Source organism: Sphingomonas sp., from assembly GCF_029239295.1.
Lineage (GTDB): Bacteria > Pseudomonadota > Alphaproteobacteria > Sphingomonadales > Sphingomonadaceae > Sphingomonas.
In genome coordinates this window covers 72,370-99,150 of record NZ_JAQZBC010000012.1, presented here as the reverse complement: position 1 = coordinate 99,150, position 26,781 = coordinate 72,370, and the positions used below count along the sequence as shown (strand labels likewise).

Here is a 26,781-nt window from a genome sequence, read left to right as displayed (position 1 = left end):
AATATTCCCCACTGCTGCCTCCCGTAGGAGTCTGGGCCGTGTCTCAGTCCCAGTGTGGCTGATCATCCTCTCAGACCAGCTAAGGATCGTCGCCTTGGTGCGCCTTTACCACACCAACTAGCTAATCCTACGCGGGCTCATCCCTCGGCGATAAATCTTTGGACTTACGTCGTCATCCGGTATTAGCAGTCATTTCTAACTGTTATTCCGAACCAAGGGGCAGATTCCCACGCGTTACGCACCCGTGCGCCACTAAGGCCGAAGCCTTCGTTCGACTTGCATGTGTTAGGCATGCCGCCAGCGTTCATTCTGAGCCATGATCAAACTCTCAAGTTCATGTCACCACCCCAACCCAGCGGAATAGCCAGATCAAGGCAGGCATCTCAGGGAGCCCAACCTGCACAAATTATTACTGTGGATAAGTAACAAAGGACATACAGGTCAGGCTTGGCTTAGCTAACCCCCTTTTACCGGGGCGGCCATGGCGCCTTGTTTTCGCTAACCACTCCAGCAACCCGTCCGGGCCACCGCTGCGGTGACACCCATCTAGGTGGACCGCTTTTTCCTGTCAACTACAATTTGTTGTGTCTCGTCTCCGCCGAGCGGGCGCCCTTAGAAAGGGTCGAGCGGGCGACGCTAAGGCGCTCAACGATGCCAACCATCAAACTGCGCTACGCCGCGAATCCCGCGCCTCCAACTTGACGGTAAGTAGGCGGCTCATATTCGCTACAGGAGTATAAACCGCGCTAGGCGACACCTGACAAGCCGTGCCGGCGATCCACTACCCTCGACTAAATTTCGTGGTGTCGGAAGCGACTGTATCCTCGTGTGAGCGGTATAGTTGCTGCAGTCACAACCAACGGGATGGTCTGCTGCACCGGTTGCGCTAGCCGGCGCATCACAGAGCGCACGAAGTGGCACAGGTGGCCCTAAGGACCGGAAAGCGGCGCCTTCCAGCTTACCGTGCGCCCTGCTGCCGTGAAAGCACGGTAGCGTGCCACCGGTGGCAAGCCACGGCTCATGTACGGAGCTTATAGCCATACGACTTTGTTGTCGCTCCCCAGGGTGCGCCGGCCGCAAGGTCATCATGAGGGCCCAAGTCCTGGGGAACTCGACGTCAGATCCTCTGCACGGTGCGCGCCTACATCTGGAGAGCGGCCATGATGGGTTCGACGATAAGCCTGGGCACCAGAAGGAGCTGCGCAGCCGCGGCCCTCATCCCCAGCAAAATGACTCTAGGTCAGGAATTCGAGCCTGCCAGCGTAGGCAGACTGAGCTCGCCAGTTTCAAAGCAGGGCTTAAACCTGCCCTTAAGCGGCCAAAAGTGGCTTGTACGTTCGCTAAACCACTAGCGTTAACAGATTGGGGTGGTTAGGAGCCCTCGCCTGGACGGGTGGCCGAGTGGTTTAAGGCAGCGGTCTTGAAAACCGCCGTAGGTTCCGCCTACCGTGGGTTCGAATCCCACCCCGTCCGGCTGCCTTCTATTTAGGACGTGCATCAATGAGATGCGCAGCTTCGAATGAGCAACTGAGAACCTCGCTGCCTGATCTGCTTAACCCAAGCCTCTACAAGTTCTCATTATTCCTGATCCATCTGACTGATTTCAGCGGACGAGTCTTGAACTGGCTGAAAGATGATTGAGGCCCCATTGATAGCAGTGACGCCTGCTTCATTAACCCACAGGCCCGAGCGCAGATGTCAACTTCGCGGTTAGCAGATGCCTGGTCCTGCGCGACCAACGCTAAAACGTCACTGCAACCCCCGCCCTCCTGTTTAAAGTTGTATCGACAATAAGAAAGGCTGACACCTGCAAAGGTGCCAGCCTTTCGATAGCCGTAGCTACGGCGCAGCATTTATTTAGCGGGCAAGGATTACTTGCGAAGCGTAAGTCCGCCACCAAACCGCTTGTTGAAGCGGGCCACCTGGCCCCCAGCATCGAGCATCTGACCCTTGCCGCCGGTCCAAGCCGGGTGCGCCAGCGGATCAATCTCGAGCGTCATGGTGTCGCCTTCCTTGCCCCAGGTGGAGCGAGTCTCGTACACCGTGCCGTCGGTCATCTGGACCTTGATCATGTGGTAATCGGGGTGGATATCTTTCTTCACGTTTCAATCTCCGAAGTGGCTGGTTACCGACCAGCCTAAAGGAAGCGGCGCGCCTAACAGAGGGCCGCGGCCGATGCAAATGGATGCTAATAGGCCATTGGGATCACGCGGCGGGAGGATCCGCAATCATCGCAGTGAATTCGCATTCAGCCGCCAGATCGCCATCGATCAAGGCGCGCCCGGCAAATTTGCAAACACGCGCGCGCTTCTGGACGAAGCTGACATCAAGACGAAGCAGCACCCCCGGCTCGACTGGCTTCCTGAACTTCACGCCATCGATCGACATGAAGTAGACCAGTTTGCCAGTGCCCGCGAGGCCAAGGCTCTCGACGGCGAGTACCCCCGCCGCCTGGGCCAGCGCCTCTACGATCAACACGCCGGGCATGATCGGCCGACCAGGGAAATGTCCCTGGAAGAAGCCCTCATTGATCGTCACTGCCTTGATGGCGACGATCGATTGGTCCGGAACCAGCGTCTCGATTCGGTCGACAAGCAGCATCGGATAGCGATGCGGCAGGGCCGCCATCACCCGGGTTACATCAAACGGGCCGATGGCGGCATTTGTCTGCACATCAGTCATTTGCGACTAGCTCAGCGGCCCTGCGGCTGTGCGGCCGGTGCTGGCGCGGCGCCCTGCTGGCCCTGGCCACCCGGCTGCCAGTTGGCAGGCGGCGTGATGCCGACGCTCGGCACGGATTTGTCGAGTTCTGCCGTGATCGACGACGTGATGTCAGCTGCCGGCTGGGCGAACAGGGCGGCCTCCGGGCGCAGCAGCAACGAGACGTTGCGGGCGCGCACTGCCGCCTGAACCGCGTCATTCAGCTTCGCGCTGATCTGCTCGATCGCATAGGCTTCGGCGCGCTGCGCCGGCTGGGTCAGCCGGGTGAGTTCCTGCTGTGCAGCCTGCTGCTTGGTTTGGATAGCCTGCGCCTGTGGACGCAGCGATGCCTCGGAAGCGCCCGGCGCGCGTGCTGCGGTCTGATAGGCCGTCACGAGCGGCTGAAGCTCAGCCTGGATCGCGTTGCGGCGAGCATTCGCCTGATCCAGCTGCGTCTTGTAGGTGGACTGGATCTGTGCGCGGGCAGCAGTCCATGCCTTCGAGTTGGCGATCGCCTGCTCAGGGTTTGCAACAGCAATGCCGGAAACCTGTGCAGAGGCACTGCCCGCAGCAATGGTACCGGGGACCGCGATCGCGGCGGCCATCAGCATGAGCTTGAACTTGGTCATCAGAACTGAGTCCCTACGTTGAAAGTGATAAGCTTGTCGTCGTCGCCGCGCTGCTGGATCAGGGCCTTGGCCACATCGATCCGAAGCGGCCCGAAGGGCGATGTCCAGTTCACGCCGAAGCCGACCGACAGGCGCGGCTTTGCTGAATTGCCGAGGAAGGTTTCGACAAATGGCTGCGATGCGATCTGCGGCGAGTTCGGGATGATGCCGTTACACCCGCCGCTGCCGTCCGGTAGACCTGCCGCGCACGTGGTGGATACATTCGCCCCCGCCGGCGTCGAGTAGAAGTACAGCGGGTTACCCGCGGCGTCCTTGAGAGGGAGCGGCAGCACGATCGTGTTGCCGTTCGCATCGGTCGTTGTCGGGAATACCGCCGTCGGCTCTGGCCGGGTAATATTGAACAGGCTGCCGGCCTGCACATAGACCGACGGCCGCAAGCCAAGCTCACGCGCGCCCGAGCCAAGCGGAATCTCCAGCTCGATCCGACCAAGGTAGTAAGCCTTGCCACCCAGCGCGTCGTCGATGATCTGGTCGCGATCCGTAATCAGTACCTGCGCGCCATTCGGGTCGGTCGTGAAATACTGACGAAGCACGCGAGGGCCAACGCCGCGGATGTCGAAACCGCGAAACTGCGGCTCGCCCAAATAGAAGCGATCAGTGATGCGGATCGGGTCGACGCCCGGACGCGGGCTATCCTCAAGCGGGTGGATGTAGCCACCTTCCGCGAGCGCAGAGAGGATGAAGCCGCCACCGATGCCCCAATATTTGGCGGCATCTGCACGAGTACGCAGGTACTTCACGTCGCCGCCCAGACCAGCAAAGTCCTGGCTGAAAGTGAACCGCTGGCCAGCAGAAGGCCGCAAGCGGCTGTTGAGGCTGTCGTAGATCAACGAATAGCCAACCGAGGACGTCAGGCGATTGCCCAGGGCATCGCACAGATACCTACCCGCCAGCAGCGGATCGCACTGCCCGTCACGGAAGAATGCCGTCCGGTCGAGCGTCACTTCGTCGTACGACAGGCCGTAGCGAGCCGACAGCGACCAATATTCGGTCAGCGGAACGCCGGCGCGAACCTGGAACCCAGTCGAAACCTGGCTGTAAGTCGTCTCGCGGCGATTGTTGACGAAGTTGAACGCATTGAAGTCACGACGGAACACATCGACGCCGACGGCGATGTTCTTGTCGAACAGGTAAGGCTCGGTGAACCCCAGCTCGACCGACTTCGAGTAGCTGGAATAGTTCACGCCAAAGCGAAGTTCCTGCCCCTTGCCGCGGAAGTTGCGCTGCGTGAGGTTGAACTGAAGAATGAACCGCTCAAGGCTCGAAAAACCAGCGGACAGCTGCAATTCGCCGGTCGCGCGTTCCTCGACATTGGCGGTCAGCACGACGCGATCGGGCGTCGAGCCCGGCGTCTGCTTGATCTCGAACTTGTCCTGGAAGAAGCCAAGGCTGTTGATACGATCCTGCGAACGGCGCACCTGGAAGCTGTTGAAGGCATCGCCTTCCGCCAGCCGGATTTCGCGGCGGATTACCTTATCCTGCGTCTGCGTGTTGCCGGTGATCTCGATCCGCTCGACGTAGGTTCGCTTCGCCTCGCCAATGTGGAAGTTGATCGACATGGTCAACGCGTCGCGATCGCGCTGGAACTCCGGACTGATCTCCGTGAAGGCGTAGCCAAACAGACCGGTGGTCTGGCTCAAGCTGTCGACCGTGTCCTCGACCAGCTTGGCATTGTACCAATCGCCCTTCTTCAGCGGCAGCGTCTTCGCCAGCGCCTTGTCGTCGAAGTCGCGGATATCGCTGTCAACGGTGATATCGCCGAACTTATAGCGAGGCCCCTCCTCCACCACATAAGTGATGATGAAGTCTTCCTTATCGGGGGTCAGCTCCGCGACGGCACTGGTCACGCGGAAATCTGCATAGCCCTGCGTCAGATAGAACTGACGCAGCTTCTGCTGGTCGTAGGCCAGACGATCCTGATCGTAGGTCGTGTTGGATGACAGCAGGCGGAAGATGCGCGCCTGCTTCGTCGCCATCTGCTCGCGCAGCTTGTCGTCGTCGAACACCTCGTTGCCGATGATGTTGATCTGACGGACCTTGGATTTTGGCCCTTCGCTGATCTCGAACACGACATCGACACGGTTCTGGTCGAGCGACACCATTTTCGGCTCGACGCTCGCGCCAAACCGGCCCTGACGGCGATACAGCTCCACGATCCGCGCCACGTCCTGACGAACAGCGGTACGAGTGAAGACCTGGCGCGGCTTGAGCTTGATTTCCTTCGTGATCTTGTCGTCCTTGAGGCGCTTGTTACCCTCAAGGATCACCCGGTTGATGATCGGATTTTCGCGCACACGAAGGATGATGTCGCCGGTTTCAGCTCCGGCCACGGTCACGTCAGCAAACAGGTCGCTGGCGTAGAGATCCTTGATCGCCTGATCCAGCGACTCGTTGGTATACGTCTGGCCGACCCGCAGCTTGGTGTAGCTAAGCGCGGTGTCCGGCTCGATTCGCTGCGAGCCCTCAACCCGAAGCGAACGGATCGTCCGTTCGACTGGCGGTGCGACAGGTGTCGGAGCAGCAGACTGCTGCTGCGGCGCCTGAGTCGCTGCACCGGCGGGCACGCTCTGAGCAGCGGCGATCGTCGGGACACCAGCCAGCATCGTGCAGCCAAGCAACATGGCCGCAGCGCGCGGTCGAGCAAACGAAGTGTTCAAAATAGTCACCATTCCACCCCGGTAAGCCCAAACAAGCCCCTGCACGCGCCCTGCCCTTGAATCGTCAGCCGATCAAGCTTGCGAGGCTTTGCCACAGTCCGAAATTTCCAAGATCGTTGAAGGTCACCAGCAACATGAGACCCAGGATCGCTGCCAGTCCACCGCGAAATGCCCACTCCTGAACTTCAGGGCCCACCGGCTTACGACGCACCGCCTCGACCGCATAGAAGAGGAGGTGGCCGCCATCGAGCATCGGAACTGGCAGCAGATTGATGAACCCAAGGTTGATGGAAACCAGCGCGATCAAGAAGACGAACGCTTCGGCGCCCAGCGTGATCTGCTCACCCGAGACCTTCGCAATCGACAGCGGCCCGCCGAGTTCCTTGACGGAACGCCGGCCGGTGATGATCTGACCAATGGTCTGCACCATCATTGAGACGATTTCACCGGTTCGCCGGACCGCCACGATAGGAGCCTCGAGCAATCCGACTGGTACCGCTGCACGCTCTCCGCGGGCGATGCCGAGCATGCCAATCCGATAGTGATTGCCGAACCGGTCGGTTTGCTGGTCCACGCCGATCGTGACCGGCAGCGTCTGGACCTGTCCGTCCCGCTCGAAGACGACCGTCGTCTTCTCCTCTGGATGGATGCGGGTGAACGCAAGCATGTCCTCAAAGACGTCGATGTCCCGATCGCCCAACCGGACGATCCGGTCCCCCGGCTTCAACCCGGCGCTCGCGGCCGCACTGCCCTCCACCACCGTCCCGACGACTGGCGGTGTGCGCGTGTCGCCATAGGCCATCGCAAAACCACCGAGAATCAGCATCGCCAGCAGAAAATTGACGATGGGGCCAGCAGCCACAATGATTGCACGCTGCCAAACCGGCTTCGCCTGGAACGTCTGGTTGCGTTCCTCTTCCGGCATGGCGAGCCACTCGGCCGAAGGTTGACTGACGGCGTTCATGTCGCCGGCAAAGCGTACATAGCCGCCCAGCGGCATCCAGCCGAGCTTCCAGCGAGTGCCCCGGCGGTCAGTCCAGCCGGCGATCTCACGGCCGAACCCGATCGAGAATGCATCGGACTTTACGCCAAACCATCGCGCAGCAAGGTAGTGACCCAGCTCATGCACGAAGACCAGTGGGCCAATGACCAGGACGAAGGCGAGCAGCGTAAGCAGCAGGCCGGGAGTTTCGATCAAGCGACGCGTTCCTTCACACGCTCCTCCGCGATCACCCTTGCTTCCCGGTCGACTTCCAGGACCGCATCAAGGGTGTCGGGTGCCGTCGGGGCGAAGCGACCCAGTGTATCCGCAACGATTGCGGCAATTTCGAGGTACCCAATTCGGCCTGCGAGAAACGCCGCCACGGCGATCTCGTTGGCGGCATTAAGGATCGCGGGCCGTCCGCCACCCTCATTCAAGGCCTCGCGGGCCAGCCGCAGCGCTGGGAAACGCTCCTCGTCCGGGGCTTCAAAATCCAGACGAGCAACCTTGATCAGATCGAGGCGGTCCCCCGGTGTCGCCATGCGGTCCGGCCACGCCAGCGCGCACGCAATCGGGGTTCGCATGTCGGGGGTGCCAAGCTGCGCCAGCACCGATCCGTCGACATATTCGACCATCGAATGGATCACCGACTGCCGATGAACGACAATCTCGATCTGGTCGGATGTAACCGGGAAGAGATGATACGCCTCGATAAGCTCGAGGCCCTTGTTCATCATGGTTGCCGAATCGACGGAGATTTTGGCGCCCATCGACCAATTCGGGTGCGCGACCGCCTGCTCGGGCGAGATGTCCTGCATTTCACTCAACGGGCGGTCACGGAACGGGCCCCCGCTGGCGGTCAGGATGATCCGACTCACGCGCTCCGCCAGTCTTGCATCAAGGCACTGGAAGATCGCGCTATGTTCGCTGTCGACCGGCAGCAGCGTCGCGCCACTTTGCCGGACGGCGCGGTTCATCACTTCACCGGCCGAGACGAGCGCTTCCTTGTTCGCCAGTGCCAATGTGCCGCCCTGCTCTACTGCTGCCATAACCGGCTTTAGTCCGGCGCAACCCACGATGGCGGCGACGGTGACGTCGGCTCCCATGGCAGCGGCTTCTTCAACAGCCGCAGCACCGCCTGTCGCTTCCACACCGGTGCCCGACAGCGCCTCCTTGAGGGACTCAAGACAGCTTACATCGGCGACAACTGCGCGCTTGGCGCGAGTGCGGATCGCGGCCGCGGCCAACCCCTCGACGTCGCAATTGGCAGTAAGCGCGACCACCTCGAACGCACCGGGCGCGCGCTCAACCAGGTCGAGCGTGGACGTGCCAACCGAGCCGGTGGCACCAAGGATCGTGACTGTTTTCATCGGTACAGGTACGGCACCACAACGAGGAGCGCGGCGACCGGGGCAACCGGTACGACACCATCCAGCCGGTCTAGCAAGCCGCCATGGCCAGGCAGAATGTTGCCCGAGTCCTTCACGCCAGCGCGCCTCTTGAGCCAACTTTCATAAAGATCGCCTCCCTGCGCCAGTACCGCCAGGAACGGCGTGGCGAGCGTCATCCGCCAAGGCAAGCCATATTGGACGTGCAGAGCCACGGCCAGGACGGTTGCCGCGATAACGCCGCCTATCAAACCCGCCCATGTCTTGTTAGGCGACAGCTTGGGCGCGAGTTTCGCCCCCCCGATCGAGCGGCCGGCGAAGAACGCGCCGATGTCTGTCGCCCAAACCAGCGACAGCGCCCAGAACGCCCACAGCAGTCCCTCATCCTGCCGTCGCAGGAAGATGAGCGCCAGTACCGGCAAGCCGCAATAGATCACCCCCTGGCCCAGCGCGGGGCGCTTGGTAGCGATGGCGACGAAGAACGCCGCGCCGACCAACAGCCCCAGGGCGAAAAAATCGTGCACTTCCAGCACCAGACTGGCCGGTGCCATCACCGCAAGCGGCACCGACAAGCTATATTGTGCCAGCCGCTTTTCGCGAGCGGTCACCTTTTGCAAGTCCGACCATTCGGCCATCATGAACAATGCGATGACGACCGCCAGTAGCCAGAAGGGAATGTCACCGAACCACAGGGCGGCGCTTGCCACTGCGATCATCACCACGCTCGCCATCATGCGCATCCGCAGATTGGATGGCGTGCGCAACTTTGCGTCAGGTGTTGTCACAGGCCTCCGAACCGCCGCTGCCGGTTGCCGAAGGCGACCACGGCCGCGTCTAGGTCCGCAGGTCCGAAATCTGGCCAGAGCGTGTCCACGAACAACAACTCCGCATACGCAGCCTGCCACAGCAGGAAGTTCGATAGCCGGTGTTCGCCCGACGTACGGATCAGAAGATCAAGCGGCGGCATGTCACGCGTTTCAAGCTCCGCCTCGATCGCGGCAGCGTCGATTTCCTCGGGCGCCTTGCACTCGGCCAGGCGACGGGCTGCGCGCACCAGCTCAGCCTGCGCGCCATAGTTGAGCGCGATTGCCAGCACGGGTCCGGTATTCGCTCTGCATCGAACAACCGCATCGTCGATCAAGGCCACGACGTCGCTTGGGAATTTCCGATAGTCGCCCAGGATCTTCAGCCGCACGTTCTCACGGATCAGCTCCGTAAGATCGCTACGAATGAACAGCCGCAGCAATCCCATTAGATCGCCGACTTCTTCAGCTGGTCGGCGCCAGTTTTCGGATGAGAACGCGTAGATAGTCAGCGCCTCGATACCAATTGCCCGCGCATGGCGCGTGACGCGGCGCACCGCTTCAACGCCGGCCTTGTGGCCAGCGGCACGTGGCAGCAGCCGCTTTTTAGCCCAGCGCCCGTTACCATCCATGATGATAGCAACATGGCGCGGCAAAGCGGGACCGCCGCCGGTCGCCAGAACAGGCGCAGCGGTCAACGCCCTGCCCTCATCGAGCAGACGGCGGAGACGTCCCCCCCGGACCCCTCCAACAGCATTCGCTGTTCCCCGGTCACTTTCCGAGGATTTCCTTTTCCTTCGCGGCAGCAGCGACGTCGATCTCCGCGATGGTCGCGTCAGTCAGTTTCTGAACCTCGGTTTCATGCCGCTTGCGCTCGTCCTCTCCGAAGACGCCCTTCTTCTCGTCGGTCTTCAGATTGTCCATGCCGTCGCGGCGAACGTTGCGTACCGCAATCTTTGCCTTCTCCGAGTAGGAGCCGGCGAGCTTTGCGAGCTCCTTGCGGCGCTCTTCGGTGAGGTCCGGGATCGGAAGACGCAGCGTGGTGCCGTCGTTGATCGGGTTGAGGCCGAGACCGGCCGATCGAATTGCCTTTTCAACCGGGCCGACGTTGCTTTTGTCCCAAACCTGCACCGTCAGCATCCGAGGTTCGGGCACGGAAACAGTCGCCACCTGATTCAGCGGCATGTGCGATCCATACACCTCGACCGTGACAGGATCGAGCAAGGCAGTCGACGCACGACCGGTACGAAGGCCGGAAAGATCGCTCTTCAGTGCGTCGACCGCACCGGCCATGCGGCGCTCGAGATCCGCCTTATTATACGCGGGCATCGATCATCTCCTGTTCGTTGGTGACGATCGTCGATACGCCCTCACCTCGGAGCACGGCAGCGAAATTGCCATGCTCCCGGATGTTGAACACGACGATCGGAATATTGGAATCTCGGCACAAGGCGACCGCGCTGGCGTCCATCACCTTCAGGTTCTTGGACAAAACGGTGTTGTACGAGATGGTCTCGAAACGCGATGCACCGGCCACCTTCTTGGGGTCGGCATCATAGATGCCATCCACACTCGTCCCCTTGAAGAGAGCGTCGCAATTCATCTCCGCGGCGCGCAGTGCCGCGCCGCTGTCGGTGGTAAAGAACGGCGAACCGACACCCGCGGCAAAAATCACCACACGGTTTTTCTCAAGGTGGCGAACGGCACGCCGGCGAATGAACGGCTCGCAGACCGAGTGCATCGGGATCGCGGATTGCACGCGCGTGTCGACACCGATCTGCTCCAGCGCGTTCTGAACCGCGAGAGCGTTCATCACGGTGGCCAACATGCCCATGTAATCGGCCGTCGCGCGCTCAAATCCCTGCGCCGCAGCGGCAAGCCCGCGGAAGATGTTCCCGCCCCCCACGACGACGCACAACTCATAGCCCTGCGCCTTCACGTCTGCGATCTCTTCCGCAACGCGCGCGGTGACCGCCGGGTCGATGGCGATCCCGTCTGGCCCCATCAACACCTCGCCCGAGAGTTTCAGGAGAATACGCTTGTACTTGGGGCTGGTCATGTGTTCCGATGTGGGTTGGGAAGAGCGGAGCGGACCTTAGGGATGCGTGCCAAAGCCCGCAACCACTGTGTCACTGATACGGCCCGCAACGCCTAACATGGATCGGACCTGCCCCGCGGTGGGATGCTCCCTTGGAAGGGGAAGCAAGCCAACGCCGAGACAGGCCCGAAACCTGACGATTATTTCTTAACGTGGCGGGCTAAGCCGCTGGCGCCGCACTCAGGCAGCCGGCTCGGCCTGCTTGCCCTGCGGGACGCCCGATGCTGCCGCAACTTCCGCTGCGAAGTCAGACGTTTCCTTCTCAATGCCTTCACCGAGCTGAAAGCGGACGTAGTCCTTGAGCACGATCGGCGTGCCAGCATCCTTGCCGGCCTTCGCCACGACGTCGCTGATCTTGGTCTTGCCGTCCATTACGAACAGCTGGCTGACCAGCGCATGCTCCTTGCGGTACTTGGCGATCGAACCCTCAACCATCTTCGCGATGATGTCGGCTGGCTTGCCGCTCTCGCCGGCCTTTTCGGCAGCGATCGCGCGCTCACGCTCGATCTCGGCTTCGTCCAGATCTTCTTCGTTCAACGCCTTCGGGAAAGCCGCTGCGACGTGCATCGCCAACTGCTTGCCGAGCGCCTGAAGAGCTTCGTCCGACGCCTCGCTCTCCAGTGCGACGAGCACGCCAATCTTGCCGAGCCCCGGCGCCTGCTGATTGTGGACGTAACCCACGACCGCACCCTTCAACACTTCGAGCGTCTTTGCACGGCGTAGCGACTGGTTCTCACCGATCGTCGCGACGTTGTTCGTCAGAACCTCGTCAACGGTCTTGCCGCTGGGCATCTTCTCGCCCTTCAGCGCATCGACATCAGCACCGGTCGTGAGGGCGATCTCGGTTACTTCGCGAACAAACTGCTGGAACTGATCGTTCTTGGCGACGAAGTCAGTTTCGGAGTTCACCTCAACCGCAGCACCCTTGGTACCGCGAACGGCAATCCCGACCAACCCCTCAGCGGCGGTCCGGCTGGACTTCTTCGCCGCAGCAGCCAAACCCTTGGTGCGCAACCAGTCCATCGCCGCATCCATGTCGCCGCCGGTCTCATTGAGCGCCTTCTTGCAATCCATCATGCCGGCGCCGCTCTTCTCGCGCAGCTCCTTGACCATTGCTGCCGTGATATCGGCCATCGTCCTAGTCCTTCTTATCGACCCCCTCGGCAGGGATCAGCTCATATGAAAACCCGTCCGCCCGGGCTGCCCAAGTGCCATCTTCTTCCCGCTGGGTTGCGGCAAGAAGACGGCGCCCCGACAAGCCCGGCACGAACGGTGAAAAGCTTGTCGAAGCTGACGCTTACGCGTCGACCTGGCGCGATTCCTCAGTGCCAGCAGCAGCGACTGCCGGGTCGCTGCCGAGCGACTCTTCGACCGGCGGCTCCGCCATGGCACCCAGATCAGCACCGCCGCGGCGCTGCTGTTCGGCATTGCCGCGGGTCGCTGCGATGGCGACTGCCTCGCAGTACAGCCGGATCGCGCGAGCGGCGTCGTCGTTAGCGGGGACCGGGAACGCGATACCATCCGGCGACACGTTCGAGTCCAGGATCGCTACGACCGGAATACCGAGCGTGTTGGCCTCCTTGATCGCGAGCTCTTCCTTGTTGGCATCGATCACGAACATGATGTCGGGAACGCCGCCCATGTCGCGAATGCCACCCAAGCTCATCTCAAGCTTGTCGCGCTCACGGGTGAGCTGCAACACTTCCTTCTTGGTCAGGCCGTGCGTGTCACCCGACAGCTGCTCCTCAAGAGCCTTGAGACGCTTGATCGAATTCGAGATCGTCTTCCAGTTGGTGAGCATACCGCCCAGCCACCGATGGTTCACGAAGTGCTGACCCGAGCGACGCGCAGCGTCTGCTACCGGCTCCTGCGCCTGACGCTTCGTCCCGACGAACAGAACCTTGCCACCCGACGCAACGGTCGAGCTGATGAACTCAAGCGCGCGCGCAAAGAGCGGAACGGTCTGCGACAGGTCGATGATGTGGACGCCGTTGCGATCACCGAACAGATACGGCTTCATCTTCGGGTTCCAGCGGTGAGTCTGGTGTCCAAAGTGAGCGCCGGTTTCGATAAGCTGCTGCATCGAGACGACAGGTGCCGCCATGATAATTTTCCTTCCGGTTATGCCTCTGGGAAGCGGCTGGTGCGAGCCTCAAAGGCCAGCACACCGGTGGTTTAATGCTTCCCATGCGGGGTTGAGGCCGCGCGGTTAGCGAAACTGGCCGAATTAGGCAAGCCATATTCACGCTTGACTAAAGCGAACGCAAGTGGAACATCGATCGGAACAGAGGGGGAACTTGCAGTCTTAAAGCGACGAAGCGTGTTGCAGTCCCGGTCGAATAGTGACTGATCAGTTGCTTACGTCCGGAACGAGACATGTTTTCAGCGGTTTAGAGTGCACGGTTCGCAGGTTGAGTCGGAGGCGAGCAATGCTGTCGGTGATGAGTTTCGCTGTGTTTGCCGGAACATTTGGCATATCAATTTACGCGATTGTATCGACGATCGTTCCACGCGCGGACCGTATTCTGGCTGCGCTCCGCGGTGAGTTACCTCAACATCAGCCGCTTGCCGCTTTGGTCCGCGCCGAGCAGCGCATCGCCGTCAGGCGGTGGGCGGCGACCCCCGCACGCTCGGTGTCATCGACTTCGCGCGCAGCCGCTTGACCTTTCCGTAAGCGGCCATGCTGAATGGTATTGCCAGCAAGTAGGCGATACTGAGTGCACTGGTGGTATGCCAAGGAGCAGTAACCGCCGCCGCGGCCACGATCACTACGACCGCAAGTGCCTCAAATCTTATGTTTCGGCGCAGGCGCAGCGAGGTCCAAGACCATGTTGCGATGCTGGATACCATCAAAATGGCCGCGAGCGCGGTCCAAGGTGCAACAACATAGGATGAGCGCAACACAGGCTCATCAGTCCAGAACCACAGGAACATCGGCAGCAACGCCAGGCCAGCGCCTGCTGGGGCAGGTACGCCGGTGAGGAAGCCAGCCGATTTATGGGGCTGATCACCGGAGTCGATCGCGGCGTTAAACCGGGCCAAGCGTAACGCCGCAAAAACGGCCAGCATAAGCGCAGCAATCCACCCGAACCTCGGCAACGATGACAGCGACCAGAGATACAAGATCAGCGCTGGCGAGACCCCAAACGAGATCGCATCGGCAAGGGAATCCAGCTCTGCACCGAAGCGGCTCTCCCCATGTAGAAGGCGAGCTATACGCCCATCGATCCCATCCAGAATGCCGGCTACAAGCACGAACATGACCGCGAGTTGCCAGTGAGTTCCGATACGGTCCTGCATCGCAGCGAACGCTGCGCCTTGGTGAAGGAGGAGATCATTCTCCATCATCCGCGCCTTGATCGCGAATTGCACACCGCTCAATCCTGAGCAAAGGGCAAGCGCGGTGATCGCGTTGGGTGCAACGGCGCGCAGCGGAATGCCGCGTCGGGCACGAACCGGACGCCTCACTGCGCCACCCCCGCGACGGCGAACGCACCGGCTCGCGCCAACACCGTTTCTCCGGCAATGGCCCGCTGACCGAGCGCAACCTGCGGCGCGTATCCAACCGGTAGGTAGACGTCGACGCGGCTGCCGAAGCGGATCAGGCCGATGCGTTGGCCCGCGGCAACCATGTCGCCGGCCTTAACGAACCCCATGATGCGGCGGGCCACTAACCCGGCAATCTGAGTGAAGGCCACCTTGCGTCCATCATGTCCCTCAACCACAAAGTGCTGGCGTTCATTGTCCTCAGAAGCCTTGTCGAGATCCGCGTTGAGGAACCTGCCAGAGATGTAAACCACTTGGCGGATGGTACCTGCGATCGGGGAACGATTGATGTGAACGTCGAACACACTCATGAAGACCGAAACCCGTGTCATCCGCTCGGCTCCCAACTCTGCAATCAATTCGCGCGGTACGGGTACTTCGGCGATCATTGTGACCAAGCCGTCTGCGGGTGACACGATCAGGTCTTCACCGCGCGGTGTGGTACGGATCGGATCCCGGAAGAACGCTGCCACCCAGAGCGTTAAACCCAGCAGCGGCCAGAAGAAGATGTTGTGGACGATCGTCATCAGCAGCGTGATGCCAAATGCGATCGCGGTGAACTTTTGCCCCTCCGGATGAATCGCGGGGAAGCGCCACCTGACGGTGGTGGTCACTGGCAGGCCCTGTTCCTCGGGCTTCGGTAAAGACGGCATATGATCCGTGTAGCGAGGGTGTTGCCGTCATACAACGCAGGCGATCTGCGGCGGCGCACTGGCGACAGCCCCGGCGGTGGTTGATCCTCCGCCCCCTTCCCCCTATCGACCGCCCCAAACACTCCCCTTCAAAGGATACGCACAATGGCGAAGATCAAGGTAAAAACGCCCGTCGTGGAGATCGACGGCGACGAGATGACCCGGATCATCTGGGAATGGATCCGCGAGCGCCTGATCAAGCCGTACCTCGATATCGATCTCGACTATTACGATCTTGGGATGGAGCACCGCGACGCCACCGACGACAAGGTGACTGTCGACAGCGCCAAGGCGATCCAGAAGTACGGCGTTGGCGTGAAGTGCGCCACGATCACGCCCGACGAGGCGCGCGTCGAGGAATTCGGCCTCAAGCAGATGTGGAAGTCGCCCAATGGCACGATCCGCAACATCCTGGGCGGCGTCGTTTTCCGTGAGCCGATCGTCATCAAGAACGTACCCCGCTTGATCCCGGGCTGGACCCACCCGATCGTCGTTGGCCGCCACGCGTTTGGCGACCAGTACCGCGCAACCGACTTCAAGGTCCCGGGGGCAGGCAAGCTCACGATGAAGTGGACGGGCGAAGACGGTCAGGAGATCGAGCGCGAAGTGTTCGATTTTCCGGGCGCGGGCGTCGCGATGGGCATGTACAACCTCGACGAGTCGATCCGCGATTTCGCGCGCGCCTCGTTGAACTACGGCATCAACCGCCACTGGCCAGTGTACCTGTCGACCAAGAACACCATCCTCAAGGCATACGACGGCCGCTTCAAGGATATCTTCGCCGAGATCTATGAGGCGGAGTTCGCCGAGAAGTTCAAGGAACTGGGCATCACCTACGAGCACCGCCTGATCGACGACATGGTCGCGTCGGCGCTGAAGTGGAACGGTGAGTTCGTTTGGGCTTGCAAGAACTATGACGGCGACGTGCAGTCCGATCAGGTTGCACAGGGCTTCGGCTCGCTGGGCCTGATGACCTCGGTGCTGATGACGCCGGACGGCAAGACGATCGAGGCGGAAGCCGCGCACGGCACCGTCACCCGTCACTATCGCCAGCATCAGCAGGGCAAGGCGACGTCGACCAATCCGATCGCGTCGATCTTCGCCTGGACCGGCGGTCTCAAGTTCCGCGGCAAGTTCGACGGCACCCCTGATGTGACCCGCTTTGCCGAAACGCTGGAGCAGGTCTGCATCGAGACGGTTGAGAACGGCGACATGACGAAGGATCTCGCGATCCTGATCGGACCCGATCAGAAGTGGATGACGACCGAGCAGTTCTTTGAGGCGGTCCGCGTCAACCTCGAGAACAAGATGGCTAACTGGGCATAAGCCTGCGTACGCCAATGATGATGCAAGGCCCCGGTGGATCACCGGGGCCTTCGTCGTTGCAGCCGGCGTCGCGCGAACTTCGGATCGATATCCTGCGCGGCTGGGCGCTCATCACAATCCTGATCAATCACCTCAGTCAAGTTGTTGAGGCCGGCGGCCTTTCGACGTGGCTGGTGCCAACTCCGACCCGCTACGGTTATTCGACCGCAGCTGAGCTGTTCGTCGTCATGTCCGGCTATATGGTCGGGCTGGTCTATCTCTCTCGCCCACACGCGATGACGGCAGTCCTACGTCGCGCTCGAACTCTTTGGGTCTATAACTTGGCCCTGCTCGTGCTCGTGCTTCCGCTTGCCACCATCATGACGCCGGCTGAGCTGAGTTTCTGGCGGCTGGGCTCATTTCTCGACGACCCAGCCCGTTCGATCTTCCAGTTCGTGACCCTGCAGAGAGCGCCGCGGCTCCTCGACATTCTGCTGTTGTACATCACCCTTATGCTGCTGGCACCCGCTGCGATTGCGATTCATCACCGTTCGCCGCGTGCTCTGATGGCCACGACGATCGCGCTGTACCTTCTGGCACAGTTGCTGACGATCCGGCACGTGTCGGCTGATCCAACGAACAACGATGATGGCATTCTAAAGCTGATGAGCTGGCAGCTATTGTTTTTCGGGGCAATGGGACTCGGCGCGTGGCGTGTTCACACCACCCTCTTCAAATGGCTTGAGGAAAATTGGCCGATGCTGGTCCTCCTCGTCATTATTTTTGCGGCGGGGGCGCTGGCAAAGGTGCAAGACGTAGCCCGGCCGGAATGGCTCACAGGGCGCTATGGGCTCAATCTCCTACGGCTCGGCCACGCCATCCTGATGCTACTGCTATATGCGAGCCTACTAGCAATGGCAGGCAGGATACTTCGGTCTGCGCCGCTGCGCTGGACCGCGCTGATCGGCCGTCACAGCCTGGACTGCTTTGCGGCGGGTCTGCTCGCCACCTACGCCCTCGGTGTGTTGTGGGATCGGGCGGGCGGTGGCCGCGCGCTCTATTACGTCGCGGTGGTGACGGGGATCTTAGTCACGCTGGCCGTGGCTGTGTTCCGGGAACGAACGCGACACGGGCCGAAACACGGCTGCTGACAACCGCCGGCGCAGTCTGCATGAATGTGTTATGGCAATTGGTCTCGACAACCCCGGCTTTTCAGATGCGCTGGTCGTTCTGGGAGCAGCGGGGTTGGTTATCCCCGCGTTTGCCCGGTTTAGGATTAGCCCGGTTATCGGCTTCATCCTAGTCGGCCTGCTAGTCGGGCCAGCGGGCCTAGGGAGTCAGATCGATCGCGCGCCCTGGCTATATTATGTAACAATATCTGATCCTGAGTTCGTGCGACCATTCGCCGAATTTGGCATCATCCTGTTGCTGTTTTCGATCGGGCTGGAACTTTCCTTCAGGCGGTTATGGGCGATGCGCCGCCTGGTTTTCGGCATTGGGCCGGCCGAACTACTCGGGTCCGCGCTCATCATTGGGATCACGTTGCATTACGTTGGGCAAAGCTGGTCCGGCGCGATCGGCTTGGGCCTAGCTCTGGCACTTTCCTCGACCGCCCTGGTCCTACCACTCGTGGGTTCGGCCAGCGCCGTAGGGCGCGGCGCGTTTGCGATGCTTTTGTTCGAAGATCTCGCGCTTGTGCCGATCATCTTCGCACTTGGCGCGCTGGCGCCGTCCGCTGGCGAAGGCGGCTTGGCGGAAATCGGCATCGTTGCGCTACGGGGCGGGCTCACCGTAGTTGCGATGTATGTTGCGGGCCGGCTGATCCTGCCCCGCCTGTTCGGACAAGCAGCACGAACCAAAAGCCCCGAGCTTTTCCTCGCAGCGTCACTGCTGGTCGTGATCGTCGCAAGTGTGGCCACGACCGCTGCAGGACTTTCGCCGATCGTCGGGGCGCTTCTCGCCGGATTACTGATCGCCGAAACCGAATATCATACTGAAGTCGAAGTTATCACCGCGCCGTTCAAGGGCCTCGCGCTCGGGGTGTTCCTAATCACCGTTGGGATGAGCCTCGACCTTCGGCTGATTGCCCAAAACTGGCACGAGCTGCTGCTCGCGGTTGCTGCCGTGGTATCGATCAAGACGGTCGTCACCTATCTCCTTCTTCGGGTCGGGAACGCGCGCCGAGGTGTAGCCGCTGAGACGGGGCTACTGATGGGTAGCCCCTCTGAAACCACATTAATCGTGCTGGCAACCGCGGCGCAGGCGCAGCTTATCCAGCCGTCCACTGCGGCATTTTGGCAGACGGTCACGGCGATCGGCCTGACGATAACGCCGCTCCTCGCCTTTGCCGGCAGCGCCATCTCCCGCCGCATCGAAGGGCGGAGCGAACCGCTCGACGAGCCCCCCGAGGGCACAAAGCGAGCGGTGATCATCGGGTTCGGGAGGGTGGGCCAGCTAGTCGCTGAGCTGCTGGCGGTCCACGATCAGCCCTACATTGCGGTTGAGGCCAACATAGACGCGGTCAAGGCAGGCCGTGCCGCTGGACATGCGATCATCTACGGCGACGTTGTCCGTTCACAGTTGGTGGACAGACTCGACCTGCCAAATGCGCGCGCGCTCATCCTGACTATGGATGATCCGCCGCTATCGGTAAGAATGGCGCGGCGCGTGCGGGCGCTTGCGCCCGATCTGCCCATCATTGCTCGTGCCCGCGACGCAGCGCACGCCGCCGAACTCTACCGCGCCGGCGTCACCGACGCGGTGCCGGAGACGCTGGAAAGTTCGCTTCAGCTTTCCGAAGCGGTGCTGGTTGACCTCGGCGTTGCGATGGGACCAGTCATCGCGTCGATTCACGAGAAAAGGGATGAGCTGCGTCAGACCATCCGCGAACAAGCCGACTTGGAGCGCGAACCTCGCATTCGTCGCCTCCCCCGGCTGTCCGACCTCGGAAGTCTGCACCGCGGCTGATCCGATCTGCCCCGTGATCGCCGCAATCAGGGGTTAGCGGCGCGTCATCATGCAGCCGTCGGACCTTCGTGTCGCGCTATTCAGCGGCAATTATAACTACACTCGTGATGGGGCCAATCAGGCGCTCAACCTCCTGGTCGGGCATCTTCTGTCTCGTGGCGTTCACGTGCGTGTCTATTCGCCAACGGTGGATGAGCCCGCCTTTGCACCGACGGGCGACCTCGTCGACGTGCCGGCATTGCCGCTGCCTGGCGACCGTGGCGAGTACCGGTTGGCGCGTGGGTTGCCGCTGAAAGCCCGTCGCGACCTAAAGGCGTTCGCACCAAATCTGATCCACGTGTCTGCACCGGACATTCTGGGTCACCGCGCGATCAGCTACGCGCGGCGCCGCGGCATAGCCCGGGTGGCCTCGCTTCACACCAGGTTTGAAACGTACCCGCGTTATTACGGCTTGGGTTTTCTGGAGCCGATGGTCGAGCATTTGCTGACGCGCTTCTACAATCGTGCCGAACGGGTCCTGGTGCCGGGGCCGCTGTTGGCTGAGATCCTGCGGAGTTGGGGCGTCCACACGCCGACCGCCGTCTGGTCTCGCGGGGTCAATCACGATCGCTTCTCCCCGAGCCGGCGAGACCTAGACTGGCGCCGCAGCCTGGGCATTGCGGACAACGAAGTGGCCGTCGGATTTCTTGGGCGGCTGGTAAAAGAAAAGGGCCTGGACATCTTCGCGGAGGTGACTGCCGAGCTTTGCAGACGTGATGTGCCCCATCGGGTACTGGTGATCGGAGAAGGCCCCGCACGTGATTGGTTTGCCGAGCAGGTGCCTGATGCCGCCTTTGCCGGCTTCCAGACAGGTGATGACCTGGGCCGGGCCGTTGCGTCGATGGATATCTTCTTCAATCCGAGTGTGACGGAGACATTCGGCAACGTCACCCTTGAGGCCATGGCTTCGGGAGTGCCTGTTGTCGCCGCACGTGCCTCAGGCGCATTGGGATTGATCGACGACGGCCAGACGGGCCGGCTCGTAGAACCACGTGATATCCCTGCCTATGCGGATGCTATCGCGGGATTGATCGCTTCACCCGATGAACGACTGCGCATGGGCCACAAGGGATGCGACAAGGCGGCGAGCTATCGCTGGGACATCATCAATGAGGCGGTCCTTTCCACCTATCTGGACCTGATGGAAGAACGGCGTCGGAAAGCTGATGGCTAAGCAGACCCTGCTGCGACGAAACGAGACGTAACGGAGCCAATCCGTTCATCGCCCGTTCCAAGTTTATCATTTAGCTGAAGTCAGCTTCCGCCGTTCCGGCGGGTATCGGAGATGACACAATGAGCATGAACCGTACCGGTCGTAGGCTGCTTTTGGCGGCGGCCGCTTCCGGCGCGCTACTGGTTGCTGGTTGCGCAACCGAGACGCCGTATCGTCCTGCAACGGGGCAGGGATTCTATCGCACCGGCTTCAGTGATCAGCAGATTGAAGCCAATCGGTATCTCGTCAACTTCGCTGGCAATACGGTCACTGACCGTGACACCGTCGAGCGGTACCTTCTGTATCGCGCTGCCGAACTGACGCTGCAGAACGGCTACGATTACTTCATCACGGTCGACCGGCAAACGGACCGGCAGGCACGTACCTATGCCACCCCTGGTGCAGGCTTTGGTCCCGGCTGGGGCTACGGTGGCTTGGGCGGGTACTGGGGCCCTTCGTGGCGCTTCTATGGTCGCCCGTGGGGCGGCTGGGGCGGATGGGGTCCTTGGGGTGGCGGCTTCAACGACTTCGACGTGCGCACCGTTGATCGCTACGAGGCGTCTGCCGAGATCGTCATGGGCAAGGGCACTCCGCCTCGCGGCGAAGTACGCGCTTTCAACGCGCGTGACGTCATCGAGCGGCTAGGTCCCACGATCAGGTTGCCGGAACAGCGCCGGCGCTAATCACGAGGACATACTCCCAAAAAGGGCTTCGTCAGTTGACCTGACGAAGCCCTATTTTTGTGCCTGAACAAGCACCCGAGTTTAGGTGGGCGAGCTCACTGGCCCGCCCGCTCGTATCAAACCGCGCCGTGGCAGTGCTTGTACTTACGCCCCGATCCGCAGGGACACGGCGAATTGCGGCTTACCACACCCTTCCAGCTTTCCGGGTCTTCTCCCACCTCAACGCCGGAAGGTTGCGGAATTTGCATGGGAGGCACCTGCGTCTGGATTAGGCCCAGCGTTCCAGCGTCGATGTCAGAAGAATTGTCTTCGCCCGAGAATGGATCGAAGTGTGTGGTGATGAAGTCCGGCAGATCAGGCAACGGCGGCGGGGCCTGCAGCTGGAACTGAGCATGCGCGATCGTCTTGGTCACGTCCTCGCGGATCGAATCGAGCATCCGCTGGAACAGCGCGAAGGCTTCCTGCTTATATTCGTTAATCGGAGTCTTCTGCGCGTAGGCGCGCAGGTGCACAACCTGGCGAAGCGCGTCGAGCGTGGCCAGATGCTCCTTCCAGTGATGGTCTAGGTTCTGGAGTAGGATCGACTTCTCGACCTGCGTCCAGGTTTCCGGCTCCAGCTCTGCCGCCTTTGAGGCAACCATCGCATCCGCCTCTGCCTGGACGCGCTCCGTAATCATCTCGGGATCAACAGCGTCCTCGGACAGCCAATCATCGATACGCGGCGTCAGGTTCAGGATCTCGGCAAGCCGGTCCTTCATGCCCTCCACATCCCATTGCTCCGGATAAGAGCCAACCGGGCAAGCATCGCCCACGATCGCGTTGACCGTCTCGGCGCGCATGTCGGTTACGACATCGCCAACCGTCTCCGCATCCATGATGTCCGCGCGCTGCTCGTAGATGACCTTACGCTGGTCATTCATGACGTCGTCATATTCGACGACCTGTTTGCGGATGTCGTAATTGCGTGCTTCGACCTTACGTTGCGCAGTCTCGATCGCCTTCGACAGCCACTTGCTGCCGATCGCCTCGCCATCCTCGATGTTGTTGCGCATCATGCGGGCGAACAGCGTGTCCGGGCCGAAGATACGCAGCAGGTCATCGTCGAGGCTGAGGTAAAAACGGCTGAGGCCGGGATCACCTTGGCGGCCCGACCGGCCCCGTAGCTGATTATCGATTCGGCGGCTTTCGTGTCGTTCGGTTCCGAGGACGAAAAGCCCCCCGGCCTCAAGCACCCTCGCCTTTTCCGCCGCGATCTCTGCGCGGATCTGCTCAATCGCCGCGTCGCGCTCCGGCCCTTCCGGCATTCCCGACAGCTCGTCCTCGACGCGGAATTCAAGATTGCCACCGAGCTGAATGTCGGTGCCGCGACCTGCCATGTTCGTCGCGATCGTCACAGCGCCCAATCGGCCAGCCTGCGCCACGATATGCGCTTCCTGCTCATGGTAGCGCGCGTTCAGCACCGAATGGTCGACGCCTTCCTGCTTCAAAAAGTCGCTCAACATTTCTGACTTTTCGATCGAGACGGTGCCGACGAGGACCGGCTGACCCTTTTCAGCGTGCTGGCGAATGCGCTTTGCAATCGCGCGGAACTTGTCGTGCGTATCCTTGTAGAACTCGTCCTCTTCGTCGACACGCCGGATCGGATTGTTCGTCGGAATCGTGACGACGTTCATCTTGTAGATGTCGAAGAACTCGGCCGCTTCAGTCGCTGCCGTGCCGGTCATGCCGGCGAGCTTCGGATACATGCGGAAGTAGTTCTGGAAGGTGATCGAGGCCATGGTCTGGTTCTCGGGCTCGATCTGGACACCCTCCTTCGCCTCCACGGCCTGGTGAAGACCGTCAGACCAACGCCGACCATCCATCATTCGGCCGGTGAACTCATCGATGATGATTACCTTCCCGTCCTTCACGATGTAATCGATGTCGCGCTTGAACATCACGTTCGCGCGCAGCGACTGGTTCAAGTGGTGAACCACCTGGGTATTCTCGAAATCGTAGAGGTTTGCGCCTTCCAGCAGGCCCGCCGCCTCCAAGAGCCGCTCCACACGCTCCGTGCCGTCCTCCGTCAGGACGATCGTTTTCTGCTTCTCGTCCTTCTCGTAGTCGTCGGGCGTAATCTGCTTCACGACGGCATCGACGGATATGTAAAGCTCGCTCTTGTCGTCCGTCGGACCGGAAATGATCAGCGGCGTACGCGCCTCGTCGATCAGCACCGAATCGACCTCGTCGACGATCGCCATGGCGAACGGCCGCTGCACCATCGAGGCGCGGTCATACTTCATGTTGTCGCGCAGATAGTCGAAGCCGAACTCGTTGTTCGTTCCGTAGGTAATGTCCGCGGCATAGGCGTCGCGACGCTCATCATCCGACAGGTTGGGGACAATCACGCCCACGGTCAGTCCTAGGAAGCGATAAACGCGACCCATCCAGTCAGCATCGCGGGCAGCAAGATAGTCGTTGACCGTGATGACGTGGACGCCGTTTCCGGGCAGCGCATTGAGATAGGTCGCAAGCGTGGCGACAAGCGTCTTGCCTTCACCGGTCCGCATCTCCGCGATCTCGCCACGGTGAAGTACGATGCCGCCGATCATCTGGACATCATAGTGCCGCTGCCCGAGCACGCGCCGTGCGGCTTCTCGAACCGTAGCGAACGCTTCTGGCAGGAGGCTGTCGAGCTTCTCGCCGCGAGCGAGCCGCTCACGAAACAGCGTCGTCTGCTGCGCGAGTGTCGCGTCGTCCATAGCTTGGAGCGTGGGCTCGAAAGACGCGATCTTGGCCACGATGGGATTGAGCGAGCGGACGTAGCGGTCGTTGGACGAGCCGAAAAGCGACTTGGCGATGTTGCCGAACATGGATCTGTTCCTGATATCATAGCGGCGCGGCAGCCATCTAGGCGCGCGCAAAGGAAGAGCGGTATTGGCCCCGGTGGTGGGCGGATCGCTGCCTATTCGCGCCGACGGCTAGCGAATGCGGGCTCAATCGCCTCGAGCATGAATGGCTTGCCGGAGAATGCGCGCGATGCCTCGGCAAGCGAGACGAGAACGGAAGTCGGATGCCATGTAGCCGCCCGGGGCGCCGTCGCCACGCTGGCGGCGGTAACCGCCCCCTCTGCAACTGCGCGTGCCTGATCCTGAGCGCGCGCACTGCCGCTGATCCCGGTCAGCGCCGATAGCAGTGCAGAGAGAAGCAGCAGGATGTTCACGCGGCCGGACATAGGATGGCGAGGCGGCTCGGCCAACCCAAAAGCGTCACCGAGCGGTGCAAGATGCGCAATGCGCCGCTTGTACAATGGTCCAGCCTGCTTCGTCATCGCCGCCCGACCTGCACTGCTTGTACAAGCGTGATGACTCTCTTCGCGGTTCGCGGCATGGCGTCCGCATGTCCCACGTCATGTCTCCGCTCGCCCTGCCCTTCCCCGAACTCGCGCCGATTGCGGGCGCGACGCCACATGTTGCTCGTGCGCGCTACAAGGCGTGGGACCGCTGTGATCTGACCTTTGTTGCCCTTGATCCCGGCACGACTGTCGCAGGCGTGCTGACCCAGTCAAAATGCCCGTCACCGGAGGTGGAATGGTGCCGTAAGGCGCTGGTGCTCGGCGAAGCACGTGCGCTGGTGGTGAATGCCGGAAATTCGAACGCGTTCACCGGAAACCGCGGCCGTGCGGCGGTTGAGGCGATTGCGGCCAGGGCGGCGGCACATCTCGACTGCAAGCCGTCTGATGTCTTTGTCGCATCCACAGGCGTAATCGGCGTTCCACTGCCGATCGATAAGGCTGAAGCCGGACTGGACGCAGCCTTCAGCGCACAGCCCTGCGATTGGCGCCAGGTTGCTGAAGCGATCGGAACGACGGACACTTACCCGAAGGGAGCGGCCACCACGGCCATCGTCGACGGCAAGACTGTCACCCTCGTCGGCGTGATCAAGGGGTCAGGCATGATCGCGCCTGACATGGCGACCATGCTCGGCTTCATCTTCACCGACGCGGCGGTGGATGCCGCATTTCTTCAGGCCGCGCTCTCGGGCGCAAACGCTCGGACGTTTTCCTGCATCACGGTCGATGGGGATACTTCGACCAGTGATACGGTACTTGCCTTTGCCACCGGCCAAGCCGGCAATTCGCCGCTGACGAACGAAGATAGCCCCGGTGGGGACGCCTTCCGTGCGGCGTTGTCTGATCTCTGCCACCAGCTAGCCCAACTGGTTGTCCGCGATGGAGAGGGCGCATCCAAACTGATCGAGATATCGGTAGAGGGCGCGGAGAGCGATCGTTCAGCACATCGCATCGCAATGTCCATCGCCAATTCGCCTTTGGTGAAAACGGCCGTTGCCGGAGAGGACGCCAATTGGGGCCGCGTGGTCATGGCGGTAGGGAAAGCGGGAGAAATGGCGGAACGTGATCGGCTGTCGATCCGCTTCGGGAATACGCAGGTCGCCAGCAACGGATTAGCCGTTGAAGGCTATGACGAGGCGCCGGTCGCCGCTCATCTAAAGGGGAACGAGGTCACGATCGGCGTCGACTTGGGGCTCGGCGAAGGACGAGCAACCGTTTGGACGTGCGACCTGACACATGGATATATTTCCATCAACGCCGACTACCGCAGCTGATGGACTTAAGCGGCGACGGTCCATGCCAAGGCACGACCATCGCCGCTAAGATCTTCAGGCCAGTTCGCCTTCTAGCCAGGCCTTGATGCGGCCCTTCGGCTCGGCGCCAACCTTGGTCGCTGCCGGATTCCCGCCCTTGAACAGGATCATGGTCGGGATGCCGCGCACGCCATAGCGTCCCGGTGCATCGGGATTTTCATCGATGTTGATCTTCGCGATCGTAACCTGCTCGCCGAGCTCGTCGGAAATCTCCTCCAGGCTCGGCCCGATCATTTTGCACGGCCCGCACCATTCCGCCCAGAAGTCGACCAGCACCGGCTTGTCAGACTGGAGGACATCAGCGTGGAAGCTCTCGTCCGTGATCTTCTTAGTGGCCATGCTACAAATCTCCTTTGCGCCCCATTTAGGTTCGCA

At 61.3% G+C, this 26,781-nt stretch carries 23 protein-coding genes, 1 tRNA gene and 1 rRNA gene; 7 read left to right on the top strand and 18 right to left on the bottom strand.

Annotated elements, in window-relative coordinates; translation table 11 throughout:
- Positions 1-336, bottom strand: a 16S ribosomal RNA gene (locus K0S66_RS12580); the annotation flags it as partial.
- A 1,051-nt stretch (positions 337-1,387) separates the two neighbouring features.
- On the opposite strand from K0S66_RS12580, the gene K0S66_RS12575 reads away from it, so the two are divergent.
- Positions 1,388-1,473: transfer RNA gene (locus K0S66_RS12575), tRNA-Ser, on the top strand.
- Between the two features lie 398 nt (positions 1,474-1,871).
- On the opposite strand, the gene rpmE is transcribed toward K0S66_RS12575, so the two are convergent.
- From rpmE to K0S66_RS12505, 14 genes are all read right to left on the bottom strand, one after another.
- A complete protein-coding gene (gene rpmE / locus K0S66_RS12570; RefSeq protein WP_301075782.1) occupies positions 1,872-2,102 on the bottom strand; it encodes a 50S ribosomal protein L31 in 231 nt (76 codons plus the stop codon).
- A gap of 103 nt (positions 2,103-2,205) precedes the next feature.
- Entirely contained in the window at positions 2,206-2,682 is a 477-nt protein-coding gene (gene fabZ / locus K0S66_RS12565; protein ID WP_301075781.1) for a 3-hydroxyacyl-ACP dehydratase FabZ, read from the bottom strand.
- An 11-nt stretch (positions 2,683-2,693) separates the two neighbouring features.
- Positions 2,694-3,329, bottom strand: coding sequence for an OmpH family outer membrane protein (locus tag K0S66_RS12560; RefSeq protein ID WP_301075780.1), 636 nt, complete (start codon positions 3,327-3,329; stop codon positions 2,694-2,696).
- A complete protein-coding gene (gene bamA, locus K0S66_RS12555) occupies positions 3,329-6,058 on the bottom strand; it encodes an outer membrane protein assembly factor BamA (protein ID WP_301075779.1) in 2,730 nt (909 codons plus the stop codon). Before bamA ends, K0S66_RS12560 begins: the two co-directional genes overlap by 1 nt.
- 52 nt (positions 6,059-6,110) lie before the next feature.
- Complete coding sequence (rseP, locus tag K0S66_RS12550; RefSeq protein WP_301075778.1) at positions 6,111-7,244, bottom strand: RIP metalloprotease RseP; 1,134 nt, start codon at positions 7,242-7,244, stop codon at positions 6,111-6,113.
- Positions 7,241-8,398, bottom strand: coding sequence for a 1-deoxy-D-xylulose-5-phosphate reductoisomerase (locus tag K0S66_RS12545; RefSeq protein WP_301075777.1), 1,158 nt, complete (start codon positions 8,396-8,398; stop codon positions 7,241-7,243). Before K0S66_RS12545 ends, rseP begins: the two co-directional genes overlap by 4 nt.
- A complete protein-coding gene (locus K0S66_RS12540) occupies positions 8,395-9,156 on the bottom strand; it encodes a phosphatidate cytidylyltransferase (protein WP_301075790.1) in 762 nt (253 codons plus the stop codon). Before K0S66_RS12540 ends, K0S66_RS12545 begins: the two co-directional genes overlap by 4 nt.
- 41 nt (positions 9,157-9,197) lie before the next feature.
- Entirely contained in the window at positions 9,198-9,917 is a 720-nt protein-coding gene (gene uppS, locus K0S66_RS12535) for a polyprenyl diphosphate synthase (protein WP_301075775.1), read from the bottom strand.
- A 73-nt stretch (positions 9,918-9,990) separates the two neighbouring features.
- Entirely contained in the window at positions 9,991-10,548 is a 558-nt protein-coding gene (gene frr, locus K0S66_RS12530; protein WP_301075774.1) for a ribosome recycling factor, read from the bottom strand.
- On the bottom strand, positions 10,535-11,278 hold the full coding sequence (gene pyrH, locus K0S66_RS12525) for a UMP kinase (protein ID WP_301075773.1): 744 nt from the start codon (positions 11,276-11,278) through the stop codon (positions 10,535-10,537). The genes frr and pyrH overlap by 14 nt, the downstream gene beginning before the upstream one ends.
- 219 nt (positions 11,279-11,497) lie before the next feature.
- Entirely contained in the window at positions 11,498-12,451 is a 954-nt protein-coding gene (gene tsf / locus K0S66_RS12520) for a translation elongation factor Ts (protein ID WP_301075772.1), read from the bottom strand.
- Positions 12,452-12,614: 163 nt separating this feature from the next.
- A complete protein-coding gene (gene rpsB, locus K0S66_RS12515) occupies positions 12,615-13,421 on the bottom strand; it encodes a 30S ribosomal protein S2 (RefSeq protein WP_301075771.1) in 807 nt (268 codons plus the stop codon).
- A gap of 497 nt (positions 13,422-13,918) precedes the next feature.
- Complete coding sequence (locus tag K0S66_RS12510; protein ID WP_301075769.1) at positions 13,919-14,785, bottom strand: phosphatidylcholine/phosphatidylserine synthase; 867 nt, start codon at positions 14,783-14,785, stop codon at positions 13,919-13,921.
- The gene (locus K0S66_RS12505) at positions 14,782-15,516 is read right to left on the bottom strand and encodes a phosphatidylserine decarboxylase (protein ID WP_301075768.1); all 735 of its coding nucleotides are present in this window, start codon (positions 15,514-15,516) and stop codon (positions 14,782-14,784) included. Before K0S66_RS12505 ends, K0S66_RS12510 begins: the two co-directional genes overlap by 4 nt.
- A gap of 144 nt (positions 15,517-15,660) precedes the next feature.
- Between K0S66_RS12505 and K0S66_RS12500 the strand changes: the two genes are divergently transcribed.
- The 5 genes from K0S66_RS12500 (at position 15,661) to K0S66_RS12480 (ending at position 21,762) form a co-directional block, all read left to right on the top strand.
- Complete coding sequence (locus K0S66_RS12500) at positions 15,661-16,881, top strand: NADP-dependent isocitrate dehydrogenase (RefSeq protein WP_301075766.1); 1,221 nt, start codon at positions 15,661-15,663, stop codon at positions 16,879-16,881.
- A 14-nt stretch (positions 16,882-16,895) separates the two neighbouring features.
- Positions 16,896-18,011, top strand: a complete 1,116-nt coding sequence (opgC, locus tag K0S66_RS12495; protein WP_301075765.1) for an OpgC domain-containing protein — start codon at positions 16,896-16,898, stop codon at positions 18,009-18,011.
- Positions 18,012-18,042: 31 nt separating this feature from the next.
- Positions 18,043-19,827 carry a cation:proton antiporter gene (locus tag K0S66_RS12490; protein ID WP_301075764.1) on the top strand — a complete coding sequence of 595 codons (1,785 nt, stop codon included), beginning with the start codon at positions 18,043-18,045 and terminating at the stop codon, positions 19,825-19,827.
- Between the two features lie 49 nt (positions 19,828-19,876).
- A complete protein-coding gene (locus K0S66_RS12485; protein WP_301075763.1) occupies positions 19,877-21,040 on the top strand; it encodes a glycosyltransferase family 1 protein in 1,164 nt (387 codons plus the stop codon).
- A gap of 119 nt (positions 21,041-21,159) precedes the next feature.
- Positions 21,160-21,762: a hypothetical protein gene (locus tag K0S66_RS12480; protein ID WP_366520832.1), complete on the top strand. Its 603-nt coding sequence runs from the start codon at positions 21,160-21,162 to the stop codon at positions 21,760-21,762.
- A gap of 116 nt (positions 21,763-21,878) precedes the next feature.
- Here K0S66_RS12480 and secA read toward each other — a convergent pair whose 3' ends face one another.
- Positions 21,879-24,614, bottom strand: coding sequence for a preprotein translocase subunit SecA (gene secA / locus K0S66_RS12475; RefSeq protein WP_301075762.1), 2,736 nt, complete (start codon positions 24,612-24,614; stop codon positions 21,879-21,881).
- A 92-nt stretch (positions 24,615-24,706) separates the two neighbouring features.
- Positions 24,707-24,964, bottom strand: a complete 258-nt coding sequence (locus tag K0S66_RS12470; RefSeq protein ID WP_301075760.1) for a hypothetical protein — start codon at positions 24,962-24,964, stop codon at positions 24,707-24,709.
- 176 nt (positions 24,965-25,140) lie between these two features.
- Between K0S66_RS12470 and argJ the strand changes: the two genes are divergently transcribed.
- A complete protein-coding gene (gene argJ / locus K0S66_RS12465; protein WP_301075787.1) occupies positions 25,141-26,367 on the top strand; it encodes a bifunctional glutamate N-acetyltransferase/amino-acid acetyltransferase ArgJ in 1,227 nt (408 codons plus the stop codon).
- 54 nt (positions 26,368-26,421) lie between these two features.
- Here argJ and trxA read toward each other — a convergent pair whose 3' ends face one another.
- Entirely contained in the window at positions 26,422-26,745 is a 324-nt protein-coding gene (trxA, locus tag K0S66_RS12460) for a thioredoxin TrxA (RefSeq protein ID WP_301075759.1), read from the bottom strand.
- Between the last annotated feature and the right edge of the window lie 36 nt (positions 26,746-26,781).